Origin of the sequence: Anaeromyxobacter oryzae (genome assembly GCF_023169945.1) — a bacterium.
Lineage (GTDB): Bacteria > Myxococcota > Myxococcia > Myxococcales > Anaeromyxobacteraceae > Anaeromyxobacter > Anaeromyxobacter oryzae.
Window position 1 is genome coordinate 6,136,236 of the sequence record NZ_AP025591.1, and the last position, 26,511, is coordinate 6,162,746.

At 74.3% G+C, this 26,511-nt stretch carries 27 protein-coding genes; 20 read left to right on the top strand and 7 right to left on the bottom strand.

Going from position 1 to position 26,511, the window contains the following annotated elements; translation table 11 throughout:
- Positions 1-35: 35 nt before the first annotated feature.
- The 8 genes from folP to tsaE all read left to right on the top strand — a co-directional run bounded on the left by folP (position 36) and on the right by tsaE (position 6,938).
- Positions 36-887, top strand: a complete 852-nt coding sequence (folP, locus tag AMOR_RS26860) for a dihydropteroate synthase (protein ID WP_248355876.1) — start codon at positions 36-38, stop codon at positions 885-887.
- Between the two features lie 23 nt (positions 888-910).
- Positions 911-1,789, top strand: coding sequence for a diadenylate cyclase CdaA (cdaA, locus tag AMOR_RS26865; RefSeq protein WP_248355878.1), 879 nt, complete (start codon positions 911-913; stop codon positions 1,787-1,789).
- The gene (locus AMOR_RS26870; protein ID WP_248355880.1) at positions 1,776-2,150 is read left to right on the top strand and encodes a hypothetical protein; all 375 of its coding nucleotides are present in this window, start codon (positions 1,776-1,778) and stop codon (positions 2,148-2,150) included. Before cdaA ends, AMOR_RS26870 begins: the two co-directional genes overlap by 14 nt.
- A gap of 220 nt (positions 2,151-2,370) precedes the next feature.
- The gene (gene glmM, locus AMOR_RS26875) at positions 2,371-3,687 is read left to right on the top strand and encodes a phosphoglucosamine mutase (protein WP_248362618.1); all 1,317 of its coding nucleotides are present in this window, start codon (positions 2,371-2,373) and stop codon (positions 3,685-3,687) included.
- 78 nt (positions 3,688-3,765) lie between these two features.
- Positions 3,766-4,494, top strand: coding sequence for a pyridoxine 5'-phosphate synthase (locus AMOR_RS26880; RefSeq protein ID WP_248355881.1), 729 nt, complete (start codon positions 3,766-3,768; stop codon positions 4,492-4,494).
- Positions 4,495-4,516: 22 nt separating this feature from the next.
- Positions 4,517-4,903, top strand: coding sequence for a holo-ACP synthase (locus AMOR_RS26885; RefSeq protein ID WP_248355882.1), 387 nt, complete (start codon positions 4,517-4,519; stop codon positions 4,901-4,903).
- The gene (locus tag AMOR_RS26890; protein ID WP_248355889.1) at positions 4,900-6,432 is read left to right on the top strand and encodes an NAD(P)H-hydrate dehydratase; all 1,533 of its coding nucleotides are present in this window, start codon (positions 4,900-4,902) and stop codon (positions 6,430-6,432) included. Before AMOR_RS26885 ends, AMOR_RS26890 begins: the two co-directional genes overlap by 4 nt.
- Complete coding sequence (gene tsaE / locus AMOR_RS26895) at positions 6,429-6,938, top strand: tRNA (adenosine(37)-N6)-threonylcarbamoyltransferase complex ATPase subunit type 1 TsaE (protein WP_404800922.1); 510 nt, start codon at positions 6,429-6,431, stop codon at positions 6,936-6,938. The genes AMOR_RS26890 and tsaE overlap by 4 nt, the downstream gene beginning before the upstream one ends.
- Here the strand turns inward: tsaE and AMOR_RS26900 are convergent.
- Together AMOR_RS26900 and AMOR_RS26905 are read right to left on the bottom strand one after the other, a co-directional pair.
- The gene (locus tag AMOR_RS26900; RefSeq protein ID WP_248355904.1) at positions 6,935-7,813 is read right to left on the bottom strand and encodes a phosphatase PAP2 family protein; all 879 of its coding nucleotides are present in this window, start codon (positions 7,811-7,813) and stop codon (positions 6,935-6,937) included. The genes tsaE and AMOR_RS26900 overlap by 4 nt on opposite strands.
- Positions 7,814-7,820: 7 nt before the next feature.
- Complete coding sequence (locus AMOR_RS26905; protein ID WP_248355905.1) at positions 7,821-8,015, bottom strand: hypothetical protein; 195 nt, start codon at positions 8,013-8,015, stop codon at positions 7,821-7,823.
- Positions 8,016-8,262: 247 nt separating this feature from the next.
- On the opposite strand from AMOR_RS26905, the gene AMOR_RS26910 reads away from it, so the two are divergent.
- Complete coding sequence (locus AMOR_RS26910; protein ID WP_248355912.1) at positions 8,263-9,912, top strand: mucoidy inhibitor MuiA family protein; 1,650 nt, start codon at positions 8,263-8,265, stop codon at positions 9,910-9,912.
- Positions 9,913-9,953: 41 nt separating this feature from the next.
- Here the strand turns inward: AMOR_RS26910 and AMOR_RS26915 are convergent, their stop codons facing one another.
- Genes AMOR_RS26915 through hutU form a run of 5 tightly spaced genes read right to left on the bottom strand, consistent with a single transcriptional unit; the run spans position 9,954 to position 14,833 of the window.
- Complete coding sequence (locus AMOR_RS26915; RefSeq protein ID WP_248355914.1) at positions 9,954-10,727, bottom strand: class II glutamine amidotransferase; 774 nt, start codon at positions 10,725-10,727, stop codon at positions 9,954-9,956.
- Positions 10,728-10,784: 57 nt separating this feature from the next.
- Positions 10,785-11,363, bottom strand: coding sequence for an endonuclease dU (locus AMOR_RS26920; RefSeq protein ID WP_248355916.1), 579 nt, complete (start codon positions 11,361-11,363; stop codon positions 10,785-10,787).
- Positions 11,360-11,881, bottom strand: a complete 522-nt coding sequence (locus AMOR_RS26925; RefSeq protein WP_248355918.1) for a metallophosphoesterase family protein — start codon at positions 11,879-11,881, stop codon at positions 11,360-11,362. Before AMOR_RS26925 ends, AMOR_RS26920 begins: the two co-directional genes overlap by 4 nt.
- A gap of 3 nt (positions 11,882-11,884) precedes the next feature.
- Positions 11,885-13,165: an imidazolonepropionase gene (hutI, locus tag AMOR_RS26930; protein ID WP_248355920.1), complete on the bottom strand. Its 1,281-nt coding sequence runs from the start codon at positions 13,163-13,165 to the stop codon at positions 11,885-11,887.
- Between the two features lie 21 nt (positions 13,166-13,186).
- Positions 13,187-14,833, bottom strand: coding sequence for a urocanate hydratase (gene hutU / locus AMOR_RS26935; RefSeq protein WP_248355921.1), 1,647 nt, complete (start codon positions 14,831-14,833; stop codon positions 13,187-13,189).
- A gap of 98 nt (positions 14,834-14,931) precedes the next feature.
- On the opposite strand from hutU, the gene asd reads away from it, so the two are divergent.
- The 11 genes from asd to sppA all read left to right on the top strand — a co-directional run bounded on the left by asd (position 14,932) and on the right by sppA (position 26,487).
- Entirely contained in the window at positions 14,932-15,777 is an 846-nt protein-coding gene (gene asd, locus AMOR_RS26940; protein WP_248355922.1) for an archaetidylserine decarboxylase, read from the top strand.
- 148 nt (positions 15,778-15,925) lie between these two features.
- Positions 15,926-16,435 (top strand): hypothetical protein, encoded by a 510-nt coding sequence (locus AMOR_RS26945; RefSeq protein ID WP_248355929.1) that lies wholly within the window; start codon positions 15,926-15,928, stop codon positions 16,433-16,435.
- Positions 16,436-16,482: 47 nt separating this feature from the next.
- A complete protein-coding gene (gene hisS / locus AMOR_RS26950; RefSeq protein ID WP_248355946.1) occupies positions 16,483-17,727 on the top strand; it encodes a histidine--tRNA ligase in 1,245 nt (414 codons plus the stop codon).
- A 15-nt stretch (positions 17,728-17,742) separates the two neighbouring features.
- A complete protein-coding gene (gene miaA, locus AMOR_RS26955; RefSeq protein ID WP_248362620.1) occupies positions 17,743-18,642 on the top strand; it encodes a tRNA (adenosine(37)-N6)-dimethylallyltransferase MiaA in 900 nt (299 codons plus the stop codon).
- Positions 18,643-18,695: 53 nt separating this feature from the next.
- Complete coding sequence (locus AMOR_RS26960; protein ID WP_248355954.1) at positions 18,696-19,664, top strand: acetyl-CoA carboxylase carboxyltransferase subunit alpha; 969 nt, start codon at positions 18,696-18,698, stop codon at positions 19,662-19,664.
- Between the two features lie 192 nt (positions 19,665-19,856).
- Entirely contained in the window at positions 19,857-20,951 is a 1,095-nt protein-coding gene (hisC, locus tag AMOR_RS26965) for a histidinol-phosphate transaminase (protein WP_248355961.1), read from the top strand.
- On the top strand, positions 20,948-21,670 hold the full coding sequence (cmk, locus tag AMOR_RS26970; RefSeq protein ID WP_248355967.1) for a (d)CMP kinase: 723 nt from the start codon (positions 20,948-20,950) through the stop codon (positions 21,668-21,670). The genes hisC and cmk overlap by 4 nt, the downstream gene beginning before the upstream one ends.
- Positions 21,667-22,356 carry a hypothetical protein gene (locus tag AMOR_RS26975; protein WP_248355969.1) on the top strand — a complete coding sequence of 230 codons (690 nt, stop codon included), beginning with the start codon at positions 21,667-21,669 and terminating at the stop codon, positions 22,354-22,356. The genes cmk and AMOR_RS26975 overlap by 4 nt, the downstream gene beginning before the upstream one ends.
- Positions 22,357-22,438: 82 nt before the next feature.
- On the top strand, positions 22,439-23,275 hold the full coding sequence (gene ispH, locus AMOR_RS26980) for a 4-hydroxy-3-methylbut-2-enyl diphosphate reductase (RefSeq protein ID WP_248355997.1): 837 nt from the start codon (positions 22,439-22,441) through the stop codon (positions 23,273-23,275).
- Between the two features lie 213 nt (positions 23,276-23,488).
- The gene (locus tag AMOR_RS26985; protein ID WP_248355999.1) at positions 23,489-25,195 is read left to right on the top strand and encodes a 30S ribosomal protein S1; all 1,707 of its coding nucleotides are present in this window, start codon (positions 23,489-23,491) and stop codon (positions 25,193-25,195) included.
- 161 nt (positions 25,196-25,356) lie between these two features.
- On the top strand, positions 25,357-26,487 hold the full coding sequence (gene sppA, locus AMOR_RS26990) for a signal peptide peptidase SppA (protein ID WP_248356001.1): 1,131 nt from the start codon (positions 25,357-25,359) through the stop codon (positions 26,485-26,487).
- The last annotated feature ends 24 nt before the right edge of the window (positions 26,488-26,511 follow it).

The window sequence follows — 26,511 nt, forward strand, 5'->3', positions numbered from 1 at the left end:
CCGCGCCGGCGCGTCGCGCGCCGGCTGGAGCCGTGATGAAGATGCAGATCGGGGCCAGGCTCTTCGACGGGCCTGGCCCTTTCCTCATGGGGATCGTGAACGCGACCCCCGACTCGTTCTCGGACGGCGGGCGCTTCCTCGACCCGGCCGCCGCGATCGCTCACGCGCTCCGGCTCGCCGACGAGGGAGCCGACATCGTCGACGTGGGCGGAGAGTCCACGCGCCCCGGCGCGCCGGCGGTCGCGGCGGACGAGGAGACCGGCCGCGTCGTCCCGGTGATCGCCGGGCTGCGCGCGCGAGGGTTCCGGCTGCCGATCTCCGTCGACACGACCAAGGCGGAGGTGGCCCGCGCCGCGCTCGATGCGGGCGCCGACCTCGTGAACGACGTCGCCGGCCTCGCCGACGCCGCGCTCGCGCGCCTCGTCGCGCGGGCGGGTGTCCCGGTCGTGCTCATGCACACGCGCGGGACGCCGGCCGACATGGCGTCTCGGGCCGTGTACGGGGACGTCGTCCGGGACGTCGCGCGGGAGCTCCAGGACGCCCTCGCGCGCGCGGAGGCGGCGGGGGTCCCCCGCGAGCGCGTCATCCTCGACCCGGGGCTCGGCTTCGCGAAGACGGCGGAGCAGGGCGTGGAGCTGCTCGCCCGCGTCGCGGAGCTGCGGGCCCTGGGGCGGCCGCTCCTCGTCGGGCCGTCCCGGAAGAGTTTCATCGGAAAGATCACGGGCGCCGCGGTCGAGGATCGCGTGCCGGGGACGCTCGCTGCGGTGACCGCCTGCGTGCTCGCCGGGGTCGAGTGGGTGCGCGTACACGACGTCGCGGCAGCCCGTCAGGCCGCCCTGGTCGCGGCCGCGATCCGGGATGCGGCCGCGGCGCCGCGGGCGCGCTAGACTGCGCGGCAGAGAGGCTCTCGTTGCATCGCGCCCTCGTCTACCTCCTCGGTCCCGATGCGACCCTCGCCGACGCGGTCCTCGCCGTGGTGGACGTGGGTGTCGTCTCGTTCCTCGTGTACCGGCTCCTGCGGCTCATCCGCGGGACGCGCGCGGTGCCGATCCTGTTCGGCCTCTGCCTCGTCGGGCTCGCCTACGTCGTCGCGCGCTCCATCGGCCTGGAGACCCTCTCGTGGCTGCTGGGCCACTTCCTCAGCTACTCGTTCATCTTCGGCGTGATCGTCCTGTTCCAGTCGGACATCCGGCGCGCCCTCGCCGAGCTCGGGCGCGGCTCGCGCCTCCTCGCCGCGTTCGCAAGCGACGAGCGCGCAGCGCAGCTCGGCGCGGTCGACGCGGTCGTGAAGGGCGCGGTCGAGCTGGCGCGCCGGCGCGTCGGCGCGCTCGTCGTCCTGGAGCGGACCGCGGATCTCTCCGACGTGGTGGACACCGGCCTCCGCCTCGACGCCGCGATCTCCCCGGAGCTGCTCGTGTCCGTGTTCCAGCCGCCGAGCCCGCTCCACGACGGGGCCGCGGTGGTGCAGAACGCCCGCCTCGCCGCCGCCGGGTGCCTGCTGCCGCTGTCGGCGGCGAGCACGCCGCAGGAGCTGGGGACGCGCCACCGCGCGGCGCTCGGGCTCGCCGAGGAGGTCGACGCCGCGGTCGTGGTCGTCTCCGAGGAGCGGGGCGAGATCTCCGTCGCGCTCGACGGGAGGCTCCACCGGGCGCTCGACGAGAAGGGGCTCCGGACGCTGCTGCACGCGCTGTTCGTGACCGGCGGCCGGGCCGACGCGAGCGCCGCGGCGGGCGGGAGGGCCGGCTCGGCGACGCGCACCGGCCGGGAGGGGTCGCGTGCGGCGCTCTGATCTCGCCCTCCGCGCCCTCGCGCTGGCGATCGCGCTGGGGCTCTTCCTGCTCGTCTCCGGCGACCGTCGCGTCACGGCGAACTACACCGTCCCGCTCGTCACCGAGCTCCCGCCTGGCGCCACCGTGGACGCCGCCCCGCCCGCCGAGGTGAGCGTCGCCCTCTCCGGCCCGTGGGCCCGCCTGCGGGGGGTGGACCCGGCCGCGCTCGGCCCGATCCACGTGGACCTCACGCAGGAGACTTCGGGGCTCCACACGTGGTACGTCCGACCCGAGGCGCTCCGGCTTCCGCGGGGCGTCCGCGTCGAGACCATCCATCCCGCCCAGGGCTCGATCGAGCTCCGCCGCGGGGAGTTCCGTTGAAGCACTCCACGCACACCCATAGGTTGCAGCGATGACGACCCGTGACACGACGAAGCTCCGGACCCCCGCGAACGGGAGCCCCCGCGTGCGCCCGGACGGCGCCCGGAACGGGGTGAAGGTGGCACCGGCGCGGACGCCGTCGCCGGCAGCGCGCCCCGCGGTCGTCGAGCGCCGCCTGTTCGGCACCGACGGCGTGCGCGGCGTCGCGAACGTCCACCCGATGACGGCGGAGATGGCGCTCCAGCTCGGGCGCGCCCTCGCCTACCTCGTCCGGAACGGGCCGCACCGCCACCGCATCGTCATCGGGAAGGACACCCGGCTCTCGGGCTACATGCTCGAGCAGGCGATCGCCTCCGGGATCTGCTCCATGGGCGTCGACGTGATGCTCTGCGGCCCGCTGCCCACGCCGGGCATCGCCTTCATCACCCAGTCGATGCGCGCGGACGCCGGCGTGGTGATCAGCGCGAGCCACAACCCGTACCAGGACAACGGCATCAAGTTCTTCTCGCGGGACGGCTTCAAGCTGCCGGACGAGATGGAGCTCCGGATCGAGCAGCTGCTGCTCGACGGCGCCGACGGCGACGGCGCCGAGGACTTCCGCGCGCTCCGCCCGACCGCGACCCGCATCGGCAAGGCGAAGCGGATCGACGACGCCATCGGCCGGTACGCGCAGTTCCTCAAGACGATCTTCCCGAAGGACCTCACGCTGGACGGCCTGACGATCGTCGTCGACTGCGCGCACGGCGCCGCGTACCACACGGCGCCGGCGGTGTTCGAGGAGCTCGGCGCGAAGGTCATCGCGCTGAACGTGAAGCCCGACGGCAAGAACATCAACGAGAGCTGCGGCGCGGTCCACCCGGAGGGCATGGCGAAGGTGATCCAGCGCCACGGGGCGGATCTCGGGCTCGCGCTCGACGGCGACGCCGACCGGGTGATCCTCGCGGACGAGACCGGGAAGATCGTGGACGGCGACGCCATCATGGCGCTCGTCGGGCGCGACCTCATCCGGCAGCGGACGCTCGCGAAGAAGACCGTCGTCGCCACCGTGATGTCGAACCTCGGCCTCGAGCGGTCGCTCGCGGAGGTCGGGGGCAAGGTCGTCCGCACCGCCGTTGGAGACCGCTACGTCGTCGAGGAGATGCGCCGGAGCGGCTACAACTTCGGCGGCGAGCAGTCCGGGCACCTCATCTTCCTCGATCACGTGACGACGGGCGACGGCGTCGCCGCGGCGCTGAACGTGCTCGCGGTGATGCGGCGCGAGCAGCAGCCGCTCTCCGCCCTCGCCCGCTGCTTCGTCGCGTTCCCGCAGGCGCTCGTGAACGTGGTCGTCCGCGAGAAGCGGCCCATCGCCGAGCTGCCGGAGGTGGGGAAGGCGATCGCGGCCGCGGAGAAGGCGCTCGGGTCGGAGGGCCGCGTGCTCGTCCGCTTCTCGGGGACGGAGAACAAGGTCCGGGTGCTCGTGGAGGGGCCGGACGCGAAGCGGATCCGCGCCCTGGGGGACGGCATCGCGGAGGAGCTGAAGAAGGCGCTCGCGTAGGGCGGGGACGGCGGAGGCGCCGCGACGGCGGCGCGCGCGGGCCGCGCGCGCGGCCGGGATTCGGGTTACATTCGCGCCATGCCCGCTCGCCTCGGCGTCAACGTCGATCACGTCGCGACGCTCCGACAGTCGCGCCGCACCCAGTACCCCGATCCCGTCGCCGCCGCGGTCCTCGCCGAGATGGGCGGGGCGGACCAGATCACGATCCACCTCCGGGAGGACCGCCGGCACATCCAGGAGCGCGATCTCCAGGTGATGCGGAAGACCGTCTCGACGCGCCTCAACCTCGAGATGGCCGCGACGCAGGACATGGTGAAGATCGCCTACGAGGTGAAGCCGGACGTCGCGACGCTCGTGCCCGAGCGCCGCGAGGAGCTCACGACGGAGGGGGGCCTCGACGTGGTCGGCGGGCGCGAGAGCGTCCGGAAGGTCGTGAAGACGCTCCGGGACGCGGAGATCGAGGTGTCGCTGTTCATCGACCCAGACCTCGACCAGGTGAAGGCGGCCCACCGCGCCGAGGCGCAGACGATCGAGCTCCACACCGGCCGCTACTGTGACGCGCGGCTCGCGAGCGACCGGCGGAAGGAGCTGTCCCGGATCATCGACGCGTGCAAGGCCGCCTCGAAGCTGGGGCTCGCCGTCGCGGCGGGGCACGGCCTCAACTACTCGAACGTCATCCCGGTCGCGGCGATCCCCGAGATCGAGGAGCTCAACATCGGGCATTCGATCGTCGCCCGCGCGGTGCTCGTCGGGTTCGAGCGCGCCGTGCGCGAGATGAAGGCGCTGCTCCGGGAGGCGCGGCCGTAGCGCGGCCGCCGGGGGGGGGGGCGTGATCCTCGGCTTCGGCATGGACGTGGTCGAGATCGCCCGGATGGCGCGGATCCTGGCGGGCCCGCCCGCGCGGGCCGAGCGGTTCCTCGCGCGCGTGTTCACGCCCGCGGAGCGTGCCTACTGCGACGCGCGGCAGGATCGCGCCGGGCGGTACGCGGCGCGCTTCGCCGCGAAGGAGGCCGCGGTCAAGGCGCTCGGCGCGCCCGCGGGCGTCCGCTGGTCCGAGCTCGAGGTGATCCGCGCCGAGGGGGCGCCGTCGCTGACCCTCGCGGGCGCAGCCGCCGCGGCGGGCGCCCGGCTCGGCGTCGCGCGCGTCTTCCTCACCATCACCCATGACGCGGGCGTCGCCGCGGCCGCCGTCATCCTGGAGGGCGCTCAGCGATGAGGCTCGTGGGTTCCGCCGAGATGCGGGAGATCGATCGGATCGCCATCGCGGAGCTGGGGATCCCCTCGCTCACGCTGATGGACCGCGCCGGCCGCGCCGTCGCGGAGGCCGCCACCGCCGTCGCCGGCCCGCGCGGCCGCTTCGTCGTGGTCGCGGGCGGCGGCAACAACGGCGGCGACGGCTACGTCGTCGCGCGGGTGCTGCGGTCCGCGGGCCGCGACGCCCGCGTCGTGGCGCTCGTGCCGGCCGGCAGGCTCTCGGGGGACGCCCGCGCCGTGCGCGAGCAGGCGGAGCGGGCCGGCGTGCCGATCGACGACGGCGGCGAGCTCGCGCCCATCGACGCGGGGGTCGGCGACGTCGTGGTCGACGCGATCTTCGGGACCGGGCTCTCACGCGCGCCGGAGGGCGCCTTCGCCGAGGCCATCGCTCGCATCGAGGCGGCGCGGGTCGCGGGCGCGCGCGTCGTCGCCGTGGACGTCCCGTCCGGCCTGTCGGCCGACACCGGGCGTCCCCTCGGGCCGTGCGTGCGCGCCGATCGGACCGTCACCTTCGCGTTCCAGAAGCGCGGCCTGGTGCTCCACCCCGGCCCGGCCTGGGCGGGCGAGGTGACCGTCGCGGACATCGGCATCCCGCCGGAGGCCGCCCGCCGCGTCCCGGTGGCCGCCGAGCTGCTCACGGAGGCGGAGGCGCGCCTGCTCGTGCCGCCGCGCGCGCCGGACGCGCACAAGGGCGACGCCGGGCGCCTCCTCGTGATCGCCGGCTCGCCGGGGAAGACCGGCGCGGCGCACCTCGCGCTCACCGGCGCGCTCCGCGGCGGCGCCGGCCTCGTGACGCTCGCCGCGCGCGCCGAGGTGCTGCCCGTCGCGCTCGCCGGCCGGCCGGAGGCGATGAGCGTGGCGCTCCCCGGCGCGGGGCCGCTCGCGCGGGCCGACCTGCAGGCGCTGCTCGCGGCGGCGGACGGCGTCGACGCGCTCGCCATCGGGCCGGGCATCCCGCGGGGCCCGGAGACGGCGGAGCTGCTCGCCGCGCTGCTCGAGCGCGCGGGGTTGCCGACCGTGCTCGACGCCGACGCCCTCAATGCGTTCGCGGAGGCTGGGCTGCCGCCCGGCGCCCGCGACGTGCCCGTCGTCGTGACGCCGCACCCCGGCGAGATGGCGCGGCTGTGCGGGATCTCCATCGAGGCGGTCCAGTCGGACCGCATCGGCCTCGCGCGGGCGAGGGCGCGCGCGTGGAATGCGACCGTCGTGCTCAAGGGGGCGCGGACCGTCGTCGCGGACCCGGAGGGGCCGCCCGCGGTGATCCCGACCGGAAACCCCGGGCTCGCGACGGGCGGCACCGGCGACGTGCTCGCCGGACTCGTCGGCGCGCTCCTCGCCGGCGGGCTCGCGCCGGCGGCGGCCGCTCGCGCCGCGGCGTGGGTGCATGGGCGCGCGGGCGACCTCGCCGCGGCTCGGCTCGGCCAGCGCGGCCTCCTCGCCGGCGATCTCGGCGAGGCGATCGGCGCGGTGTGGGCGGAGTGGCGGCGGTGACCCCGGAGCGGTTCACGGCGGCGCGGACGACCCGGTCCGCCGCCGCGACGCGCGCCCTCGGCGCGCGCCTCGGCGCGCTGCTCGAGCCGGGCGACGTCGTGGCGCTCGAGGGGGACCTCGGCGCCGGAAAGACGCAGCTCGTCCGCGGCGCCTGCGAGGGCGCCGAGGTCCCCGCGGACGAGGTGTCGAGCCCGAGCTTCGCCATCGTCGCGACGTACCGCGGCCGGCTCCCGGTCCATCACGCCGATCTCTACCGGATCGCGGACGAGGACGAGCTGTACGGGACCGGCTTCGGCGATCTCGTCGGGGCGGACGGCGCGCTGCTCGTCGAGTGGGCCGATCGGATCCCCGGCGCGCTCCCCCGGGAGCGGCTCACGATCCGGCTCGCGCACGATCCGGTGAAGCCGTCGGTCCGCCACGTGGAGCTCGAGGGGATCGGCGCGCGCCACGCGGCCCTCGCGCGCGCGCTCGCGGCGCGGGCCGTCCCCGCCGGCCGTTCGCGCTAGAAGCGGCCGACCAGCGAGACCCCGGTCGCGCCCGCCACGGGGAGGGGCGCCACGCCGAGCGACGGTCCCCGCCGGTCTCGCGCCGGCGAGGCGCGGTGCAGCACCACCCACCGCCCGACCGACCACCCGAGCGTCGATCCGAGGAGCGACTCGGAGAGGAAGTGCCGGTGGTCGATCACGTGGAAGACGACGACACCGCCGACGAGCGTGTGCAGCCCGACCTGGGCCCACATGGGCGGCTCGAAGTAGGCCGTCCCCGCGGAGAGGAGCGCGTACAGCGTCGCGGCGTGCCCGGACGGCGTGCCGGCCGGGTAGACGCGGAAGGCCGTGGCGGGCCCGTGGACCCGGCCCGTCCGGTCGCCGTCCCGCGGCCCCTCGCGGCCGACCGCGAACTTCACCGCGAGATGATAGACTTGCGACACGGCCACGGCCTCGCCCATGAGCGACATGCCCTGCGCGACGTAGGCGCGGTCGTGCGTCGCCGCCCACCACCAGGTCCCGAACCCGCCCACGGCGATGCCGGCCCAGAGCACGGGCTGCATGACGTCGTTCCAGACGAGGGGGAGGTGCGGGTCCACCTCGGAGCTGATCCAGCGATCGAGCCGCACGTCCGCCGACGGGTCGTCGACCATGAGCGCGACGCTGGTGTCGAGGACGAGCGCGAGCGGGATCGCGTCCTCGGCGGACCACCGCGGCACGTCGGCGGGGATCGCCACGACGTCGAGCAGGACGCGCGCGATGACGTTCCGGTCGTCGTAGCGCGTCCCGTCGCCGAGGCCGAAGCTGGGCCGCGGCTCGTCCCCGAGCGCGACCGCAGGCGGGGCGCCGATCGCAGCGGCGGCGAGCGCCGCCGCGAGGCACGTCGCAGGGATCACGATGCCTTCACTGGCGCGTCGGCGCGCCGTTGCACGCATCCGGCTCCGCGACGCACGGGTCGAACGAGGCCGCGCACGGCGTCGCGGTGAAGGGACCCCGGAGCTCGCCGACCACCGTCGCCCCATCGATGAAGCGCAGGCCGACGAATCCCGTCGGCTCCGTGGCGGCGATGGGGAGGGCGAGGCAGAAGCGGACGGACACGGTACCTCCATTGGTCGAGTACGCACCATCAGGGCCACCGACCCTCGACTCCGTCAACGCCACGTCCGAGTGCCACCTCGCGCGTGCGACACGCGCGCTCCGTGCGTGGCGGCGCGCAGCTCGAGTTCCAGGCCCAGGTCCTCGGCGACCCGCTGCCATGACCGTGGCGGCTCTGCGCGCATCCCCACGGGTGCGGTAGATCCTTTCCGGGCGCCGGGCGTTACCCGGTGCAAAAGGAGATCTCCGCATGCGCCTCGCCGTCGCGCTCGCCGCGCTCGTGCCCGTCCTCGCCGCAGCCTCCCCGGCCGTCGTGAAGCCGCCATCCCGCATCGACGCGGTGACCGTCTACGCCTCGAGCGCCCGCGTCGAGCGGGTCGCGCGCCTGGAGCTGCCCACGGGCGCCGCGCGGGTGGTGCTGCAGGGGCTCCCCGACGGGCTCGACGACGACTCGATCCGCGTGCGCGGGGAGGGCGCCGCGAAGGCCCGGCTCTTCGGCGTGACCGTGGAGCGCGTCACGGGGGAGGGCGCGATGGCGGCCGAGGCGCGCGCGGCGGAGTCGGAGCTGGAGCGGCTGGGCGACGAGGACCGCGCGCTCGACGATCGGATCGCGGCGGCGAAGGCGCGCGCCAGGTTCGTGGAGTCGCTCCGGTCGAGCTACTCCGAGGAGCGCGCGAAGAACCTCGCGGTCCGCGGCGTCTCGGCGAAGGAATGGGCCGAGCTCGTCTCGTTCGTGGACGCGGAGCTGGCCCGCGCCGCCACGGAGCAGCGCGCCGCGGAGCGTGCGCGGCGGGAGCTCGCGCGCAAGGTGACGCAGGCGCGCGCCGACCTGGACAAGGTGCAGGCGAAGCGCGCGGTGACGACCAAGGCCGTCGCGGTCGAGCTCGAGGCGGAGCGCGGCGGCGCGTTCGAGCTGGTGGTCTCGTACACGGTCGCCGCCGCGGGGTGGCGGCCGATCTGGGACGCGCGCCTCGCCCCGGAGACCTCGATCGTGGAGCTGTCCTTCCTCGGGTCCGTCTGGCAGGCGTCCGGCGAGGACTGGAGCGACGTCCGCCTCTCGGTCTCCACCGCGCAGCCGTCGCGCGGGCTGTACGTGCCGCGGCTCGACCCGGTGTACCTGACGAAGGTCGCGCCTCGCCCGCCGTCGCGCCTCGTGCCGATGTCCCCGCGGTCCGCCGGCTCGCCGCCGCCGGCGATGGCCGCCGACAAGTCCGTGGCTCGGCAGGAGGAGCCGGCGCAGGAGCTGGAGACGCCGCAGGCCGCGGTGCAGGAGGGCCTCCTCGCCGCGACCTTCACCGCCCCGCGGCGCGAGTCGGTGGACGGGGCCGGACAGCCGCGGAAGGTGCCGCTGGCGCGCTTCCCGCTCAAGGCGACGCTCGTGCGCACCGCGGCCCCGCGCGCCGAGGCGGCGGCGTTCCTCACGGCGAAGGCGGTGAACGAGACCGGGTTCCCGCTCCTCGCGGGCGACGCGGGCGTGTACGTGGGCGAGGACTTCGCCGGACGGGCGCCGCTGCCGTTCACGCCCGCGGGCGGGGAGCTCGAGCTCGCGTTCGGGCAGGACGCGCGCGTCGAGGTCGACCGGAAGGTGCTCGAGCGCAAGCACGAGACCGCCGGCCTGGTCTCGAAGGACGACCTGTACCGCTACCGGGTGCGCGTGAGCCTCAAGAACCGGTACGCGACGCCCGTCGCGGTGAAGCTCCTGGACCTGGTGCCGGTGAGCCGCGAGGAGAAGATCGCGGTGAAGATCCTGGATGGCACGACCGCGCCAACGCGCGAGGACCCCGAGCGCCCGGGCGTGCGCATCCACGAGCTCACGCTCGCGCCGCGCGAGGAGCGCGTCGTCGAGCTGCGCTACGAGGTGAGGGCGCCCTGCGGGTTCCCGGTCGCGGGGCTGGACTAGGTGCGACCGGCGGGCGGCGGCGCGGACGAGGGCGCCGCCGCTCACGCCGCATGCATAGGCCGGCGGACGATGCGGATCCCGTCCTCGGTCCCGACGAAGACGTCCTCGGGCACGTCCTCCCAGCGACCGCGCCCGATCCGTTCGCTCGCAACGACGAACGCGTGCCGCGGGGCCGTGTCGGCGGCGACGTGCAGCGTTCGGCCGCGGCGGGTGGCCGCGAGGAGCCGGCCGTCGGTCACGACGAGGTTCAGCGACGACGGCTTCGGCGAGGGCACCGCGTCCGCCACGCGCAGCACGAGCGCGGTGACCTCGGCGAGGCCGCGCCGGACGTCCTCGAGGGACGGGGACGCGAGCCCTCCGCGGGCGCGGAGCCGCGTGAGGAACAGGTAGAACAGCCGCTCGCTGTCCGTGTCCCCGCGGATGCGCCCGCGCAGATCGGGATCGATCTCGGCGGCCAGCGCTGCGCGCACGCCGGGGTCGTCCCGGTACCGCGCGACCGTCCCGTTGTGGGCGAAGAGCCACCGGTCGTGCAGGAACGGATGGGTGTTCTCGTGCTGGACGGGACCGATGCTGGCGTCACGCACGTGGGCGACGACGACGCTCGACCGGATCGCGCGCCCCGCCGTGACGAAGCTCTCGTCGGCGTGCGCGGGGAGGATGCCGCGGCGGACGTGCGGCGCGCCCTCCACGTACCAGCCGATGCCCCAGCCGTGGGGGTGCCTGTGGGACTGGAACCGGAGCGCGTTCTCTGCGCTGCAGAGGGGCTCGCAGGTGTCGAAGCCCGCGTGGGCGTGCTGGCCGAAGAGGCGGCACATCGGCGGCGAAGAATGTAACAGCCGCGCGGCGCCGGGGCCAAGCCGCGGCGCCGCGCCTCACGCGCGCCGCCCGCTCTCCCCGGTCCGGATCGCCGTGCCCACGAGGTGCGCGAGGCGGAGCGGCTCCGGGACCGCGCCGCGGTCCGTGAGTCGCGGGAGCGCCGCGGCGACCGCCTCGGGAGCGGCGCCCTGGACCTGGAAGCAGAACCCGCCCAGCCGGTGCACCGGGCCTGCGGCGCGGAGGAGCGCGAGCCGGCGCCCGGGGCGCGGGAGGCGGACGAGCGCGGCCTCGACCGCCTCGAGATCGGGTGGGCGGCGCATCACGGCGACGCACGGCCGGTCGAGCGCCGCGGCCAGCGCCGGGAGGTCGACGAGGTTGAAGCCCCCGAAGCCGAGGCCGTCGAGGAGCACGAGGTGGAGCTGCGGGAGGAACTTCCCGGCCGTGAGCAGGCGAACGATGACGGCCGTCGCATCCCAGCCGTCCTGGCGCACGGTGCCCCAGACCAGCCCCTCGAACCGCGTCCCGGCGCAGACGACGCCGGCGAGCCCGACCCGGCCGCGGCGGCCGCGCTCGAACGGCGCGTCGTCGAAGCCGATGGCGCGGAGCGTCCGGCCGGGCGGCGGCAGGGAGGTCACAGGGTCGCGACGAACGGGTCGCCGTGCCGGTGCGCCGCGTCGCCCTCGAGGTCGTAGAAGGTCACCTCCGCGCGGCGGCCGCGGATCGACAGCAGCGCGGCGCAGCGCGGGAGCCTGAACCGCCGGGGTCCGGCGCTGCCGGGGTTCACGTAGAGGCGACCATCCACGACGGCGGCGCCGGGGTGGTGCGAGTGGCCGTGGATCACGATCTCGGGGCGCTCCCGCGGGAGCAGGGCGCGCGCGGGCGGCTTCGGGCGCTCGCGCGGGCCGAGGTCGTGGACCACGAGGATCCGGAGGGCGCCGGCCTCGACGAGGGCCGTCTCCGGCAGGTGGGCGAACGCGGGGCCGTGGTCGTTGTTGCCGCGCACGACGGTGAGCGGCGCGACGTCGGCGAGGAGGTCGAGGATGTCCGGCTTCACGACGTCGCCGGCGTGCACCACGCGAGCGCAGCCGCGGAACAGGGGGAGGAGCTTCGCGTCCACGAGACCGTGCGTGTCGGAGACGAGGCCGAGCGTCACGGCTCACCTGCAGTCGACGGCGCTCGTCGGCGTGCCCTCGTGCACGACGCGCCCGCGCTTCACCACCGTCAGGGCGTGGTTCACCGCCATGTGCCAGGCGAGGTGCTCGGCCGAGCCGCAGCCCCAGAGGACCAGGTCCGCCTCCGCCCCCGGCGCGAGGCGGCCGAGATCGGGCCGCCGGAGGGCGCGCGCGCCGCCCGCGGTGAAGGCGACGAGCGCCTCCGCCGGCGAGAGCCGGAGCTTCAGGCACGCGAGCGACAGCGCGAGCCCGACGTTCTCGCTCATGGCGCTCCCCGGGTTGAGGTTGGTCGCGAGCGACACGGGGACGCCGGCGTCGAGGAGACGGCGGGCGGGGGCCCACCGCTCGGACCCGAGGAACAGCGTGGAGAGCGGCAGGAGCCCGGCGACGACGCCGGCCCCGGCGAGGGCGGCGACGCCCGCGTCGTCGACCTCCTCGAGGTGGTCGGCGCTCGCCGCCCCGAGGTCCGCTGCGAGCTGGGCACCGCCACCCGAGGTGAGCTGATCGGCGTGCACGCGGGGGACGAGACCGCGGGCCCGGGCCGCGTCGAGGATCCGGCGCGCCTCGTCGAGCCGGAACGCGCCCTCCTCGATGAAGACGTCGCAGAACGCGGCGAGCTTCTCCTTCGCGACGGCCGGCACGAGCTCCTCGCAGATCCGGGAGACGAAGCCGGCCCGGTCGCCGCCCCACTGCGGCGGGACCGCGTGGAGGAGGAGCGTGGGGACGATCGTGACCTGCCCGAACAGCGCCTGCCCGAGCCGCTGGATGATCCGGAGGAGCCGGAGCTCGGCCTCGACGGTGAGGCCGTACCCGCTCTTCACCTCGATGGTGGTGACGCCCTGCTGGAGGAGCCGCCGCGCCCGGGCGGCGGCGTCCTCGAACAGCGTCTCGTCCGGGGCGGCGTTCGTCGCGCGCGTCGTGACCGCGATGCCGCCGCCGGAGAGCGCGACCTCGAGGTAGCTCCGGCCGGTGACGCGGAGCGCGAACTCGCCGGCGCGCTCGCCGGCGAAGACGAGGTGCGTGTGCGAGTCGACGAGTCCCGGCGTGACGAGGCCGCCCCGCGCGTCGAGCACGCGAGCGCCGTCGAGGTCCACGGCGTCCTCGACGTCGCGGTCCCGGCCGATCCAGGCGACGTGGCGGTCCGCGACGGCGACGGCTGCGCCGTAGAGGAGGCCGACGTCGGAGGGGCCGCGATCGCACGTGGCGACGACCGCGTTGCGGACGACGAGGGTGACGTTCGGGCGGAGCGAGGTGGGCGCGGGCACGGGTCCGGGGTGGGTTGGGGGTCAGTCTCGGGGGATCTTGATACCGCGTTCCCGCGCGACGCGCTCGGCCTCCGGATAGCCCGCGTCGACGTGGCGGAGGACGCCGGTCGCCGGATCGCCCCGGAGCACGCGCGCGAGCCGGCGCGCGGCGGCCTCCGTCCCGTCCGCGACGATCACCTGCCCGGCGTGGAGCGACCAGCCGATCCCGACGCCACCGCCGTGGTGGTAGCTCACCCACGACGCGCCGTTCACGGCGTTCACGAGCGCGTTCAGCACCGGCCAGTCGGCGATGGCGTCCGAGCCGTCCCGCATCGCCTCGGTCTCGCGGTTCGGCGACGCCACCGAGCCGCAGTCGAGGTGGTCGCGCCCGATGACGATGGGCGCCTTCACCTCGCCGCGCGCGACGAGGTCGTTGAACGCGAGCCCCGCCCGGTCCCGCTCGCCGTAGCCGAGCCAGCAGATCCGGGCCGGGAGCCCCTGGAACCGGACCCTGCGCGCCGCGAGGTCGAGCCAGCGCCGGAGCCCGGCGTTCTCCGGGAACAGGTCCGCCACCGCCCGGTCGGTTCGGGCGATGTCGGACGGCTCGCCGGAGAGGGCGACCCAGCGGAACGGCCCCTTGCCCTCGCAGAACATCGGCCGGATGTAGGCCGGGACGAAGCCCGGGTACGCGAAGGCGTCCCGGACGCCCGCCTCGAGCGCGCCCGCCCGCAGGTTGTTCCCGTAGTCGAAGACGTGCGACCCGAGCCGGCGCATCGCGAGCATCGCCTCCACCTGCTGCGCCATCGACGCCTTGGCGCGCCGCACCACGCCCTCGGGATCGCGCCGGCGGAGCGCCGGGAGGTCCGCGAGCGGGACGTCCGCCGGGACGTAGCCGTCGAGCGGGTCGTGCGCGCTCGTCTGGTCGGTCACGAGATCGGGGGCGATCCCGCGCCGCGCGAGCTCGGGGAAGACGTCCGCGGCGTTCCCCAGGAGACCGATGGACAGCGGCCGGCGCGCCGCCCGGGCCTCGTCGAGGCGCCGGAGGGCGTCGTCGAGGTCGTCGGCGCGCGCGTCGAGGTAGCCGGTCGCGAGCCGCTTCTCGATGCGCGCCGGATCCACGTCGACTCCGAGGAAGGCCGCGCCGAGCATCGTCGCCGCGAGCGGCTGGGCGCCGCCCATGCCGCCGAGCCCGCCGGAGAGGACGAGCCGGCCGGAGAGATCGTCGGAGCCGAAGTGGGTCCGGCCCGCCTGCGCGAACGTCTCGTAGGTGCCCTGCAGGATCCCCTGCGTGCCGATGTAGATCCACGACCCGGCGGTCATCTGGCCGTACATGATGAGCCCGCGCGCCTCGAGGTCGCGGAACGTCTCCCACGTCGCGAAGCGCGGGACGAGGTTCGAGTTCGCGATGAGCACGCGGGGCGCGTCGGGGTGCGTGCCGACGACGCCCACGGGCTTCCCGCTCTGCACGAGGAGCGTCTCGTCGTCGCCGAGCGCGCGGAGGGCGGCGACGATCCGCCGGTAGCTCTCCCAGTCTCGCGCCGCCTTGCCCGTCCCCCCGTAGACGACGAGGTCCTCCGGCCGCTCCGCGACCTCGGGATCGAGGTTGTTCATCAGCATGCGGAGCGCCGCCTCCTGCACCCACCCCCGGCACGACCGGGCGGTGCCGCGCGGCGCACGGATCGCGTCCATGCCCTTTCCTCCGGGGGAACACTGACGCGCCGGCCGTCCGCCCGCACCGCGAAAAACGGGGCCCCCGCCGGGCCTCGCTGCTACACTCCGCGCGCCTCATGAACGACCGCCTCTTCATCTCCGCGCTGGCCCTCATCCCGAAGAACGGCCTCTCCCGCCTCGCCGGCGCGCTCACGCGGTGGCGGGCGCCCGCGCCCGTCCGGCTCGCGGCGATGCGGGCGTTCGCGCGGCGCTACGGGATCGATCTCTCGGAGTGTCCGGACCTCGACGTCTACCGCACGTTCGGCGAGTTCTTCGCGCGCCCGCTCCGGCCCGGGCTCCGCCCGGTCGCCCCGGGCGACGCCGCACCGGTGTCGCCCGTCGACGGCGTCGTCTCCGAGGCGGGGCTCGCGACGGGCGGCAGGCTCGTCCAGGCGAAGGGGATCGACTACACCGCAGCCGCGCTCCTCGGCGACGCGGCGCTGGCGCGGCGGCTGGCGGGCGGCGCGTACGCGACGATCTATCTCTCGCCGAAGGACTACCACCGGATCCACTTCCCGCTCGGCGGCCGCGTCACCGGGTACCGCTACGTCCCGGGGAAGCTCTGGCCGGTGAACCCGGCATCGGTCCGCACCGTGCCCGGCCTGTTCAGCGTGAACGAGCGGCTCGTCACGGTCACCGAGACGCCGGTCGGCGCGTGCGCGATCGTGGCGGTGGGCGCGACCGTCGTCGGCCGGGTGCGCGCCTACTACGACCCGACGGTGCCGTTCACGAACGCGGGCGCCCCGTTCACGCTGCGCGACTACGAGCGCCCGATCCCCGTCGAGAAGGGCCAGGAGCTCGGCGCCTTCGAGATGGGCTCGACGGTGATCCTGATGTTCGAGCCGGGAAAGGTCCGGCTGGATCCGCGGCTGGTCTCCGGGGCCCGGGTGCGCGTGGGGGAGCTCATCGGCGCGGCCGGGTAGGGCGGGCCGCCGCACCTCGCGCGCGGCGGGTCACGTCCCGAGGTCGCGTGTCCCGCGCCGGCGTGTCGCTCCGTGGCGGCACGCCGGATCCCCGTCACATCCGCCGGCGGCGCGGACACCATCGGAGGGAACACGCTCCGGAGGAGCCATGGATCGCGGTCCCCGCGCCCCGGTGTCCGTCTTCGACGATCCGACGCCCGAGCCGTTCGCCGGCACGGTGCGCGGCACGCGCTTCACCGCCGCCGAGGCGCGGGCGCTCCTCTTCCCGACCGCGCCGCGCGCGCGGGAGGGGTCGACCGCGGGCGCGCTCGTGATCGTGCTCCGGGCGCACGCCTGCCCGGCGGAGGGCGGAGGCGGGGGCGGCGCTCACGTCGTGCTGTCGCTGTCCTCCCGCCCCGGCGCCCGCGCCGCGGCCATCGCCGCCGGCCGGTACGACGTCCGGGCGGGCGAGGCGCCGGCCGCCGGCCTGGACGCCGCGGCGCTGCTCGTCGACCCCGGCGGCCCCGGGCCGGCGATCGCACCGGCCTCCGGCTGGATCGAGATCGAGGCGATCGACGGCGCCCGCGTCACGGGAGCGGCGGTGCTCGACTTCGGGGACGGCGGCCTGCTCTCGGGCTGGTTCGTGGCGCCGCGCACCGTGCGGCTCGCCCGCGCCTGAACCGCACCCGTGCACGCCTGGCGGGTCTCTGGTAGAAACCCGCGGCCATGAAGATCGCAGGCGTGAAGGGCATGAACGACGTCCTCCCCGCGGACGTCGGGCGCTGGCACGAGATGGAGGCGGTCGCGCGAGAGGTGTTCGCGCTCTACGGGTACCGCGAGGTGCGGACCCCCGCCGTCGAGCACGCGCAGCTGTTCGCGCGGGGCGTCGGCGAGGCGACCGACATCGTGAACAAGGAGATGTACGTCTTCGAGGACAAGGGCGAGGAGCTGCTCGCCCTCCGCCCCGAGGGCACCGCCGGGACGGTCCGCGCCTTCATCGAGCACGGCGCGTACGTCGAGGGCCCGCAGAAGTGGTTTTACATGGGCCCGATGTTCCGCCGCGAGCGGCCGCAGAAGGGCCGCTACCGCCAGTTCCACCAGATCGGCTGCGAGGCGTTCGGGATCGCCGAGCCCTTCATCGACGCCGAGCAGATCGCGCTGCTCGCCGGCTACTTCGGGCGGCTCGGCGTGACGGCGACGCTGAAGCTGAACTCCGTCGGCGACCAGAATTGCCGGCCGGCGTACCTCGCGGACCTGAAGCAGTACCTGACCGCGAACCAGGGCGCGCTCTGCGCCGACTGCCGGGACCGGATCGAGCGGAACCCGCTCCGCGTCCTCGACTGCAAGGTCGAGAGCTGCCAGCCGGTGCTGGAGCGAGCCCCGCGGCTCGTCGAGAAGCTCTGTGACGGCTGCCGGGAGCACTTCGACCTCGTGAAGGCGGGCCTCGACGCGCTCGGCGTCGCGTACACCGTCGACACGCGGCTCGTGCGCGGCCTCGACTACTACGTCCGCACGGCCTACGAGTTCACGAGCGACGCGCTCGGCTCGCAGTCGGCGGTCGCCGGCGGCGGCCGCTACGACCGGCTGGTCGAGACCCTGGGCGGACCGCCCACGCCGGGCATCGGCTTCGCGCTCGGCGAGGAGCGGCTCGCGATGATCCTCGAGAAGCTCGGGCGCGCGGCGCCGGAGCGGAGGCCCGCGGTGTTCTTCGTCACCGCGGACGCGACCGGCGCGATGGAGGCGCTCCGGCGCGCGGCGGACCTGCGCCGTGCCGGCATCGCCTGCGACCTCGACCCCCGCGGCGGCAAGATGAAGGCGCAGTTCAAGCAGGCGGAGCGGGTCGGCGCGCGGTACGCGGTGGTGCTCGGCGGCAACGAGGTCCAGACGGGCCAGGCGAAGCTGAAGGACCTCCAGACGCGCGAGGAGACGCCGATCGCGCTCGCGGACCTCGCGGCGCGCGTCGGCGGGTAGGCGCGGGCGCCGGTGATCCGCGTCCTCGTCGTCGCCGGCCCGACCGCGTCGGGCAAGACCGCGCTCGCCGTCGCGCTCGCGCGTCGCCTCGGCGGCGAGATCGTGAACGCGGACTCGCAGCAGGTGTACCGCGGGCTCGACGTCGGCACTGCGAAGCCCACCGCGGAGGAGCGCGCCGCGGCCCCGCACCACCTGCTCGACGTCGCCGAGCCGGGGGAGGGCATGGACGCGGCGCGCTTCACGGCCCTCGCCGACGCCGCCATCGCGGAGATCGCCGCGCGGGGGCGGCTCCCCATCGTCGCGGGCGGGACGGGCCTGTACGTCCGCGCGCTCCTCCACGGCGTGGTGGCGGCGCCGGGCCGCGACCCGGCGCTCCGGGCACGGCTCGAGGCCGAGGCGGCGGCGCTCGGGCGCCCGGCGCTCCACGCGCGCCTCGCGGCCCTGGATCCCGCGGCGGCCGCGCGCATCCGCGAGAACGACCTGGTGCGGATCGTGCGCGCGCTCGAGATCGCGGCCGGCGGACGCCGCCCGAGCGAGCTCCACGCCGAGCACGCGTTCCAGCCGGACCGGTACGCGGCCACGCTCCTCGCTCTCGATCCGCCGCGCGCGGAGCTCCACGCGCGGATCGACGCGCGGGTCCGCGCGATGTTCGCGGGCGGCCTCCTCGACGAGGCGCGCGCGCTCCTGGCGCGCTTCGGAGGAGCGATCCCCCCGAAGCTCCCCATCGGGTACGCCGAGGCGGCGGCGGCGCTCGACGGTTCGCTCCCGCTCGAGGAGGCGATCCGGCGCGTGCAGGTCGCGCACAGGAGGTACGCGCGCAGGCAGGTGGTCTGGCTGCGGAAGGAGCGCGGCGTCGAGTGGATCGCCCCGCCGTACGACGTGGACGCCTTGGCGCGGCGCGTCGAGAAGCGCTGAGCCCGAGGGCTTCCGCGCGTGCGTTCACGGAAGGCCGTGCTATAAGCGCGTCCGTGTCCAAGCCAGCCTATGCCCTCGAGTTCGAGCGCCCCCTCCTCGCGCTCGAGTCCAAGATCGCCGAGCTGAAGGAGCTGTCCGGCGGCGCCAAGGTCGACTTCAGCGAGGAGATCGTCAAGCTCGAGAAGAAGGCCAAGAAGCTCCAGGCCGAGATCTTCAGCGACCTCGATCGGTGGCAGACGGTCCAGCTCGCGCGCCATCCGCAGCGGCCGTACACGCACGACTACCTGAAGGCGCTCTTCACCGACTTCTTCGAGATCGAGGGCGATCGGCGCTTCGCTGCGGACCGGGCCATCGTCTCCGGGTTCGCCAAGTTCGACGGCGAGCCGGTCGTCGTCATCGGGCACCAGAAGGGCCGGAGCACGAAGGAGAACATGCTCCGGAACTTCGGCATGCCGCGGCCGGAGGGATACCGCAAGGCGCGCCGCCTCTTCGATCTCGCGAACCGGTTCCGCCGGCCCATCATCACCTTCATCGACACGCCCGGGGCGTACCCCGGCATCGGCGCCGAGGAGCGCGGCCAGGCCGAGGCGATCGCGGTGAACCTCGAGGTGATGGCCTCGCTCGAGGTGCCGGTGATCGCGGTGGTCATCGGCGAGGGTGGCTCGGGCGGCGCGCTCGCGCTCGGCGTGGCGAACCGCGTGCTGATGCTCCAGTACTCGATCTACTCCGTCATCTCCCCGGAGAGCTGCAGCGCGATCCTCTATCGCGATCCGACCAAGGCCCAGAAGTCGGCCGACGCCCTCAAGCTCACGGCGCGCGACCTCGCGGGCTTCGGGATCACGGACGAGCTCATCTCCGAGGCTCCGGGCGGTGCTCACCGCGATCCCGCGCTCACCGCGAAGAACGTCGGCGACGCGCTCCGCCGCCACCTGGCCGATCTCAGGAAGCTCTCGCCCGAGGGGCTCGTCACCGATCGTTACAAGAAGTTCCGGGCGATGGGCGTGTTCACGTCCGAGGAGTAGCCGCGCCCCGCGCGCCGGCGGAAGCGCGCGTCGCGATCCCGCGCGACGCCCGGCCGCCCGGCGACCAGGGGGGCGAGCGGCGCGAGCCCGATCGCGCTCCGGCCCGGCGCGACCCGCGCCGCGTCGAGGCAGCGCGACGGCGGCGGCGGGGGGCCCCGCGCTCCGGGGTCCTGCGGTATAACTCACGCCCCTATGGCCCTGGTCCCGCCCCACGTCGCGTCGCTCACGCCCTACGTCCCCGGGAAGCCCATCGAGGAGGTGGAGCGGGAGTACGGCGTATCGGACGTGGCCAAGCTCGCGTCGAACGAGAACGCGCTCGGTCCCTCGCCGAAGGCCGTCGCGGCCGCGCGCGACGCGCTCGACGGGGTGAACCTCTACCCGGACGGCTCCGCCTACTACCTGCGGAACGCGCTCGCCGCGAAGCTCGGCGTCACGCCCGCGGAGGTGTTCGTCGGGAACGGCTCGAACGAGCTCATCGAGCTCATGGTCCGGACCTTCGTGCTCGAGAACGAGGAGGTCCTCACCTCGGCCCAGAGCTTCGTCGCGTACAAGCTCGCCGCGAGCGCGCAAGGCCGGACGCTCGTCGAGGCGCCGATGAAGGGGCGCTTCCACTACGACCTCGACGCGATGAAGAAGCTGCTCTCGCGAAAGACGAAGGTCGTCTTCATCGCGAACCCGGACAATCCGACGGGAACGTGCTTCCCGGAGCGGGAGCTGCTGCCCTTCCTCGACGCCGCGCCCCGCGAGACCCTGGTCGTCCTCGACGAGGCCTATCTGGAGTTCGTCGACCTGCCCGGGTACCAGGACGGGCTCGCGCTCCGGAGGAAGTATCCGAACGTCGTCGTGCTCCGGACCTTCTCGAAGATCCACGGGCTCGCCGGCCTCCGGCTCGGCTACGGCGTCGCGCGGCCCGACGTGGTGGAGTACATCGATCGCGTGCGCGCGCCCTTCAACGTGAACCACGTCGCCCAGGCGGCCGGCGTGGCCGCTCTCCGCGACGACGAGCACGTGGCGAAGAGCCGGGCGCTCGTCCTCGCGGAGCGGCCGTTCCTCGCCGCCGGGCTCGCCGCGGTCGGCGCGACGGTCGTGCCGTCGCAGGGCAACTTCGTGCTCGCCGACTTCCCGGGGCGCCCCGGCAAGCAGCTCTTCGAGGATCTGCTCCGCGAGGGCGTGATCGTCCGGCCGATGGTCGGGTACGGCTTCCCGACCGCGCAGCGGATCACCGTCGGGCTCCGGCGCGAGAACGAGAAGTGCCTCGCGGCCCTGAAGAAGGTGCTCGGCAAGTGAGCTCGCCCCGCCCGTTCATCGTGGCGATCGACGGGCCGGCCGGGGCCGGGAAGTCCACCGCGTCCCGCCTGCTCGCGGCGCGCCTCGGGTTCGCGATGGTGGACACGGGGGCCATCTACCGGACCGTCGCCCTCGCCGCGACGCGGGGCGGGGTCGCGCTGGACGACGACCCGGCGCTCGGCGCGCTGCTGCCGCGCCTCGACCTCCGCTTCGCGCCGCCCGCGGCGGCGGGCGGGGTCGCGCGGGTGTTCCTCGGCGACGACGAGGTCACGGCCGAGATCCGGACGCCGCCCATGTCGCTCGGGGCGAGCAAGGTCTCGGCGCGGCCGGTGGTCCGCGCCGGGCTCCTCGACCTGCAGCGGCGGCTCGCGACCGCCCCCGGCAACCGCGGGGCGGTGCTCGAGGGGCGCGACATCGGCACCGTGGTGTTCCCGGACGCGGACGCGAAGTTCTTCCTCGTCGCCACCGCCGAGGAGCGCGCGCGGCGGCGGCACGCGGAGCTCCAGGCCAAGGGCGATCCTTCGTCTTTCGACGAGGTCCTCGCCGATCAGCGCAAGCGCGACAAGGACGACAGCGAGCGCGAGATCGCGCCGCTCAAGCCGGCCGACGACGCGGTGGTGGTGGACACGAGCGGCGCGCCGCTCGAGGCCGTGGTCGAGACGCTCGCGCGCGAGGTCGAGGTCCGCATGGGGCGCGGCCGGCGGGGGGCGCGGCGGTGAGCGACGGCGAGCGCACCTACGGGCCCAGGGAGTGCGGGAGCTGCCGGCTCTGGCGCCCGATCCTCGAGGACGCGCGCGGCCCCATCGGCCCCTGCCGCCTGCAGGTGCGCACCGGGAACTTCCCCGGCACCGCGCCGAGCTGCGAGCGCTACCTGTCCCGCGACGCGGCGGTCCCGTCGGCGCCGCCGCCGGCCCCGGAGCGGCGCCGCTCGCGCACGCTCAAGCCGATGGTCGTCGTTCACCGGGCCGGCGAGGCGGAGCCCGAGCCGATCCCCGCGACGCCCCCCGAGCGCGCCGAGCCCGACCGCGCGCCCTTGCCGCCCTTACCGGAGGAGCTGACCGACATGACCCGCGAGGAGTTCGCCCAGGCCATCCGCGAGGCGCTGCGCGAGGAGACGACCCACGTCCGGCTCGCGCCGCGCTGGGAGGGCGGCACCGTCGTCCTGAAGCCCGGGGACGCACAGACGCAGCCGAAGGAGATCCCGCTCGACAGCCTCTTCCACAAGATCGTGATGATCCGCGACCGGCTCCGCGTCCTCGAGCAGAAGATCAACGCGCACGAGAAGCTCACGGACGCGGAGAAGGTGGACATGCAGCAGTATGTCACCCGCTGCTACGGCTCGCTCACCACGTTCAACGTCCTGTTCAAGGACGAGCGGGACAGGTTCGTCGGCGACAAGACGTGACCGCGTCCACCCCGCACGGCCGGCGCCCGGGTGGGCGGGGAGGGTGGTCCGGCGCGCCGGCAGACGCTATATAGGGCGGCCGATGGACGTGAAGATCGCGAGGACCGCGGGGTTCTGCTGGGGCGTCCGCCGCACGGTGGACAAGGTCATGGAGGTCGCCGGCCAGGCGGACGGCCCGGTCGTCACGCTCGGCCCCATCATCCACAACCCGCAGGCGGTGGCCCGCTTCCGGGACAAGGGCGTCGGCACCGTCAACGCCGTCGGCGAGGTCGCGGACGGGACGACCGTCGTCGTCCGCACGCACGGCGCGATCCGCGACGAGCTCGAGCGCGCGAAGGCGCGCGGCCTCGAGGTCGTGGACGGCACCTGCCCCTACGTGAAGTACCCGCAGGCCATCGCGCAGCGGCTCAGCGAGGAGGGGTACCACGTCGTCATCGTCGGCGACGCGAACCACGCCGAGATCAAGGGCGTGGTCTCCTACTCGAAGGGGCCCTGCACGGTCGTGAAGCCGGGCGGGGAGATCCCCGAGATCAAGGCGAGGAAGGTCGCCGTCATCGCCCAGACCACCTGCATCGGCGCGGAGTTCGAGCGGGTGGTCGGCGCGCTGGCCCTCCGGCACCGCGAGGTCCGGGCGGTGAACACGATCTGCAACGACACCGACGAGCGGCAGGCGGACGCCCGCGCGCTCGCCCGGGAGGTCGACGCCGTGGTCGTGGTGGGCGGGAAGAGCAGCGCGAACACCCGTCACCTCGCGGAGATCTGCCGCGAGATCCAGCCGCGGACCTGGCACGTCGAGACCGAGGCCGAGCTCGACCGGGCCTGGTTCGCCGGCTGCAAGGTCGTCGGCCTGTCGGCCGGCGCCTCGACGCCCGACTGGGTGGTCGAGGGCGTGGCCGCCTGGCTCCGCGCTCTCCCGTGACATCCGCCCGCCTTGACGCAGGAAATCCGGCCGTGTAGCGTGCGCGCCTCGTAGTTACACACTGTAGGCCGGGGTGCGCCCGGCGCGCGCCGCCTCCCCGATCCCCGGGAGCACGGCGCGGAACGAAACCCAGGGGGCAGCAGTGGCAACGTCGGCGCATCCGGTTCCCGCCTCGCGCCCGACGCTTCCCGGAAAAAAGGTTGGCCTGACCGAATGGAGAACCAGACTACTCGTACGCCCGAAGTCGAGACCGAGGATTTCGCGACCCTGTTCGCCGCAAGCGAGGCGAAGGCCGGTCCCATCGAAGAGGGCAAGGTCGTCAGCGGAACCGTCATCCAGCTGACCAAGGACTATGCGGTCATCGACATCGGCTACAAGTCCGAGGGTCAGGTGCCCATGTCCGAGTTCGTCGCCCTCCCCGGCGGCGAGCCCGCGGTCAAGGTGGGTGACAAGGTCGAGGTGCTCGTCGAATCCCGGGAGAACGACACCGGGATGGTCGTCCTCTCCAAGGAGAAGGCCGACAAGATGCGCATCTGGGACGAGATCTCCGCCGCGTGCGAACGCGACGAGCTCGTCGAGGGCGTCATCGTCGGTCGCGTGAAGGGCGGCCTCTCCGTCGACATCGGCGTGAAGGCGTTCCTCCCCGGCTCGCAGGTCGACATCCGCCCGGTGCGGAACCTCGACAAGCTCATCGGCGAGAAGTTCAAGTTCAAGGTCATCAAGTTCAACAAGAAGCGCGGGAACATCGTCCTGTCGCGCCGGGTCCTCCTCGAGAAGGAGCGCGAGGAGCTGAAGAAGGAAACCCTCAAGAACCTGAAGGAGGGCGCGATCCTCAAGGGCGTGGTCAAGAACCTCACCGACTACGGCGCCTTCATCGACCTCGGCGGCATCGACGGCCTCCTGCACGTCACCGACATGAGCTGGGGCCGCATCGGCCACCCGTCGGAGATGTTCGAGGTCGGCCAGGAGGTCCGCGTCGTCGTCCTCAAGTTCGACCCCGCCTCCGAGCGCGTCAGCCTGGGCCTCAAGCAGATCCAGGAGGACCCGTGGCACCGCGCCGACGAGAAGTATCCGGTCGGCACGCGCGTCGCCGGCAAGGTGGTCTCGCTCACCGACTACGGCGCGTTCATCGAGCTGGAGCAGGGCGTCGAGGGCCTCGTCCACGTCTCGGAGATGAGCTGGACGAAGCGCGTGAAGCACCCCTCGAAGCTCGTCAACGTGGGCGACAAGGTCGAGGCGGTCGTCCTCGACATCGACCCGAAGGCGAAGCGGATCAGCCTCGGCATGAAGCAGATCGAGGCGAACCCGTGGACGCTCCTCGAGGACAAGTACCCGATCGGCTCCGTCATCCGCGGCGAGGTCCGCAACGTCACCGACTTCGGCATCTTCGTCGGCGTCGAGGAGGGCATCGACGGCCTCGTGCACGTGTCCGACATCTCCTGGACCGAGCGCATCAAGCACCCGGGCGAGAAGTTCAAGAAGGGTGACGTGGTCGAGGCGGTGGTGCTCAACATCGACGTCGAGAACGAGCGCTTCAGCCTCGGCATCAAGCAGGCCCACGCGGATCCGTGGACGACGCTCGCCGAGCGGCACCCGGTCGGCTCGCGCGTGAAGGGCCGCGTCACGAAGGTCACCGACTTCGGCGCCTTCGTGGAGATCGAGCCCGGCATCGAGGGCCTGGTCCACGTCTCCGAGATGAAGGACGAGCGCGTCGAGAACCCGCGCGACGTCGTGCAGGAGAACCAGGAGATCGACGTCAAGGTCATCGACATGGACCTGCAGGACCGCAAGGTCGCGCTGTCGATCAAGGCGCTGAACCGTGACGGCGGCGAGGAGGACTACCGCGAGTACCTGCGCCGCCAGGGCGACGGCCGCGCCCGCCTCGGCGACCTCATGGAGAAGTTCAACCGGCGGAAGTAGCGCGCTGGCAGCACTCGAAGTGAAAGCGGGCGGCCCGGAGACGGGCCGCCCGTTTGCTTTCCCGCTGCGGCTGCGCACCCGGGCCGCACCGCCGGACGCGCTGACCCGCGCGCGAGCGAAGTGTTGCGGGGCTCCGCCCCGCGTGCTTACGTGAGGCAGCCATGAACCCGACCGACCCCAACGAGCCCCTCCCCACGACGCCCGTGGGTTCCGGCCCCTCCACGCCGCAGCCGCCGGCGGGTCCTCCGGGCGCCCCGGACGCGCCGCGCTGGGGCGCGCCGCCTCCGCCTCCGCCGTCATGGGGGCCGCCGGGCGGGTGGGGGCAGCAGCCGCCCGCGATGCCGCCGCCGCCCCCGCCGAGGCGCGACCGGCTCGCCCTCGGGATCGTCGCCTTCATCTTCGGCGGGCTGTTCCTCGTGTTCTTCGGGTTCCTGCTCCTCGCATACAGCGCGGTCCGTGGCGAGGCGCCGGCGCTCTCGAGCGGGCCCCGGATCGGGATCATCGAGGTGAAGGGGCAGATCGGCGCCGGGCCGCAGGGCGTGGACGCCGACCGGGTGATGAAGAACATCCGGAAGTTCGCCCAGGACGACGGGCTGAAGGCGGTCGTCGTGCGGGTCGACTCGCCCGGTGGGGCCGTCGGCCCGAGCCAGGAGATCTACGACGAGCTGCGGAAGCTCGCGGCGAAGAAGACCGTCGTCTGCTCCATGGGGACGCTCGCGGCGTCGGGCGGCCTGTACGTCTCGATGGCGTGCCCGAAGATCGTCGCCGAGCCCGGGACGCTCACCGGCTCCATCGGCGTGATCTCGATGTTCCCGAACGTGAAGGCGCTCGCCGACAAGGTCGGCGTCCGGGTGGAGACGATCAAGACCGGCGCGTACAAGGACGCGGGGAACCCCTTCCGCGAGATGACCGAGCAGGACCGCGCCTACTGGCAGGCGATCGTGGAGAACACGCTCGTCCAGTTCGTGAAGGCGGTCGCCGACGGCCGGAAGATGGACGAGGCGAAGGTCCGCGCCATCGCCGACGGCCGCGCCCTGACCGGTGCGCAGGCCAAGGACGCCGGGCTCGTCGATCAGCTCGGGAACTTCTACGACGCGGTGGAGCTCGCGAGGCAGGACGCGAAGCTCGGCTCCGGCGAGCCGAACCTCGTCTACCCGCCCGACGAGAAGGGGCGGTTCCTCGAGCAGCTCATGGGCGGCGCGGCGTCGGCGGCGGCGGACGCGGTCGCCACGCGGCTCGAGCAGCGCGCCGCCGCGGCGCAGCAGCCCGGGGTCTACTTCCTCGCGCGGTAGCCCGCGCCCCGAACGGAGGTTCGC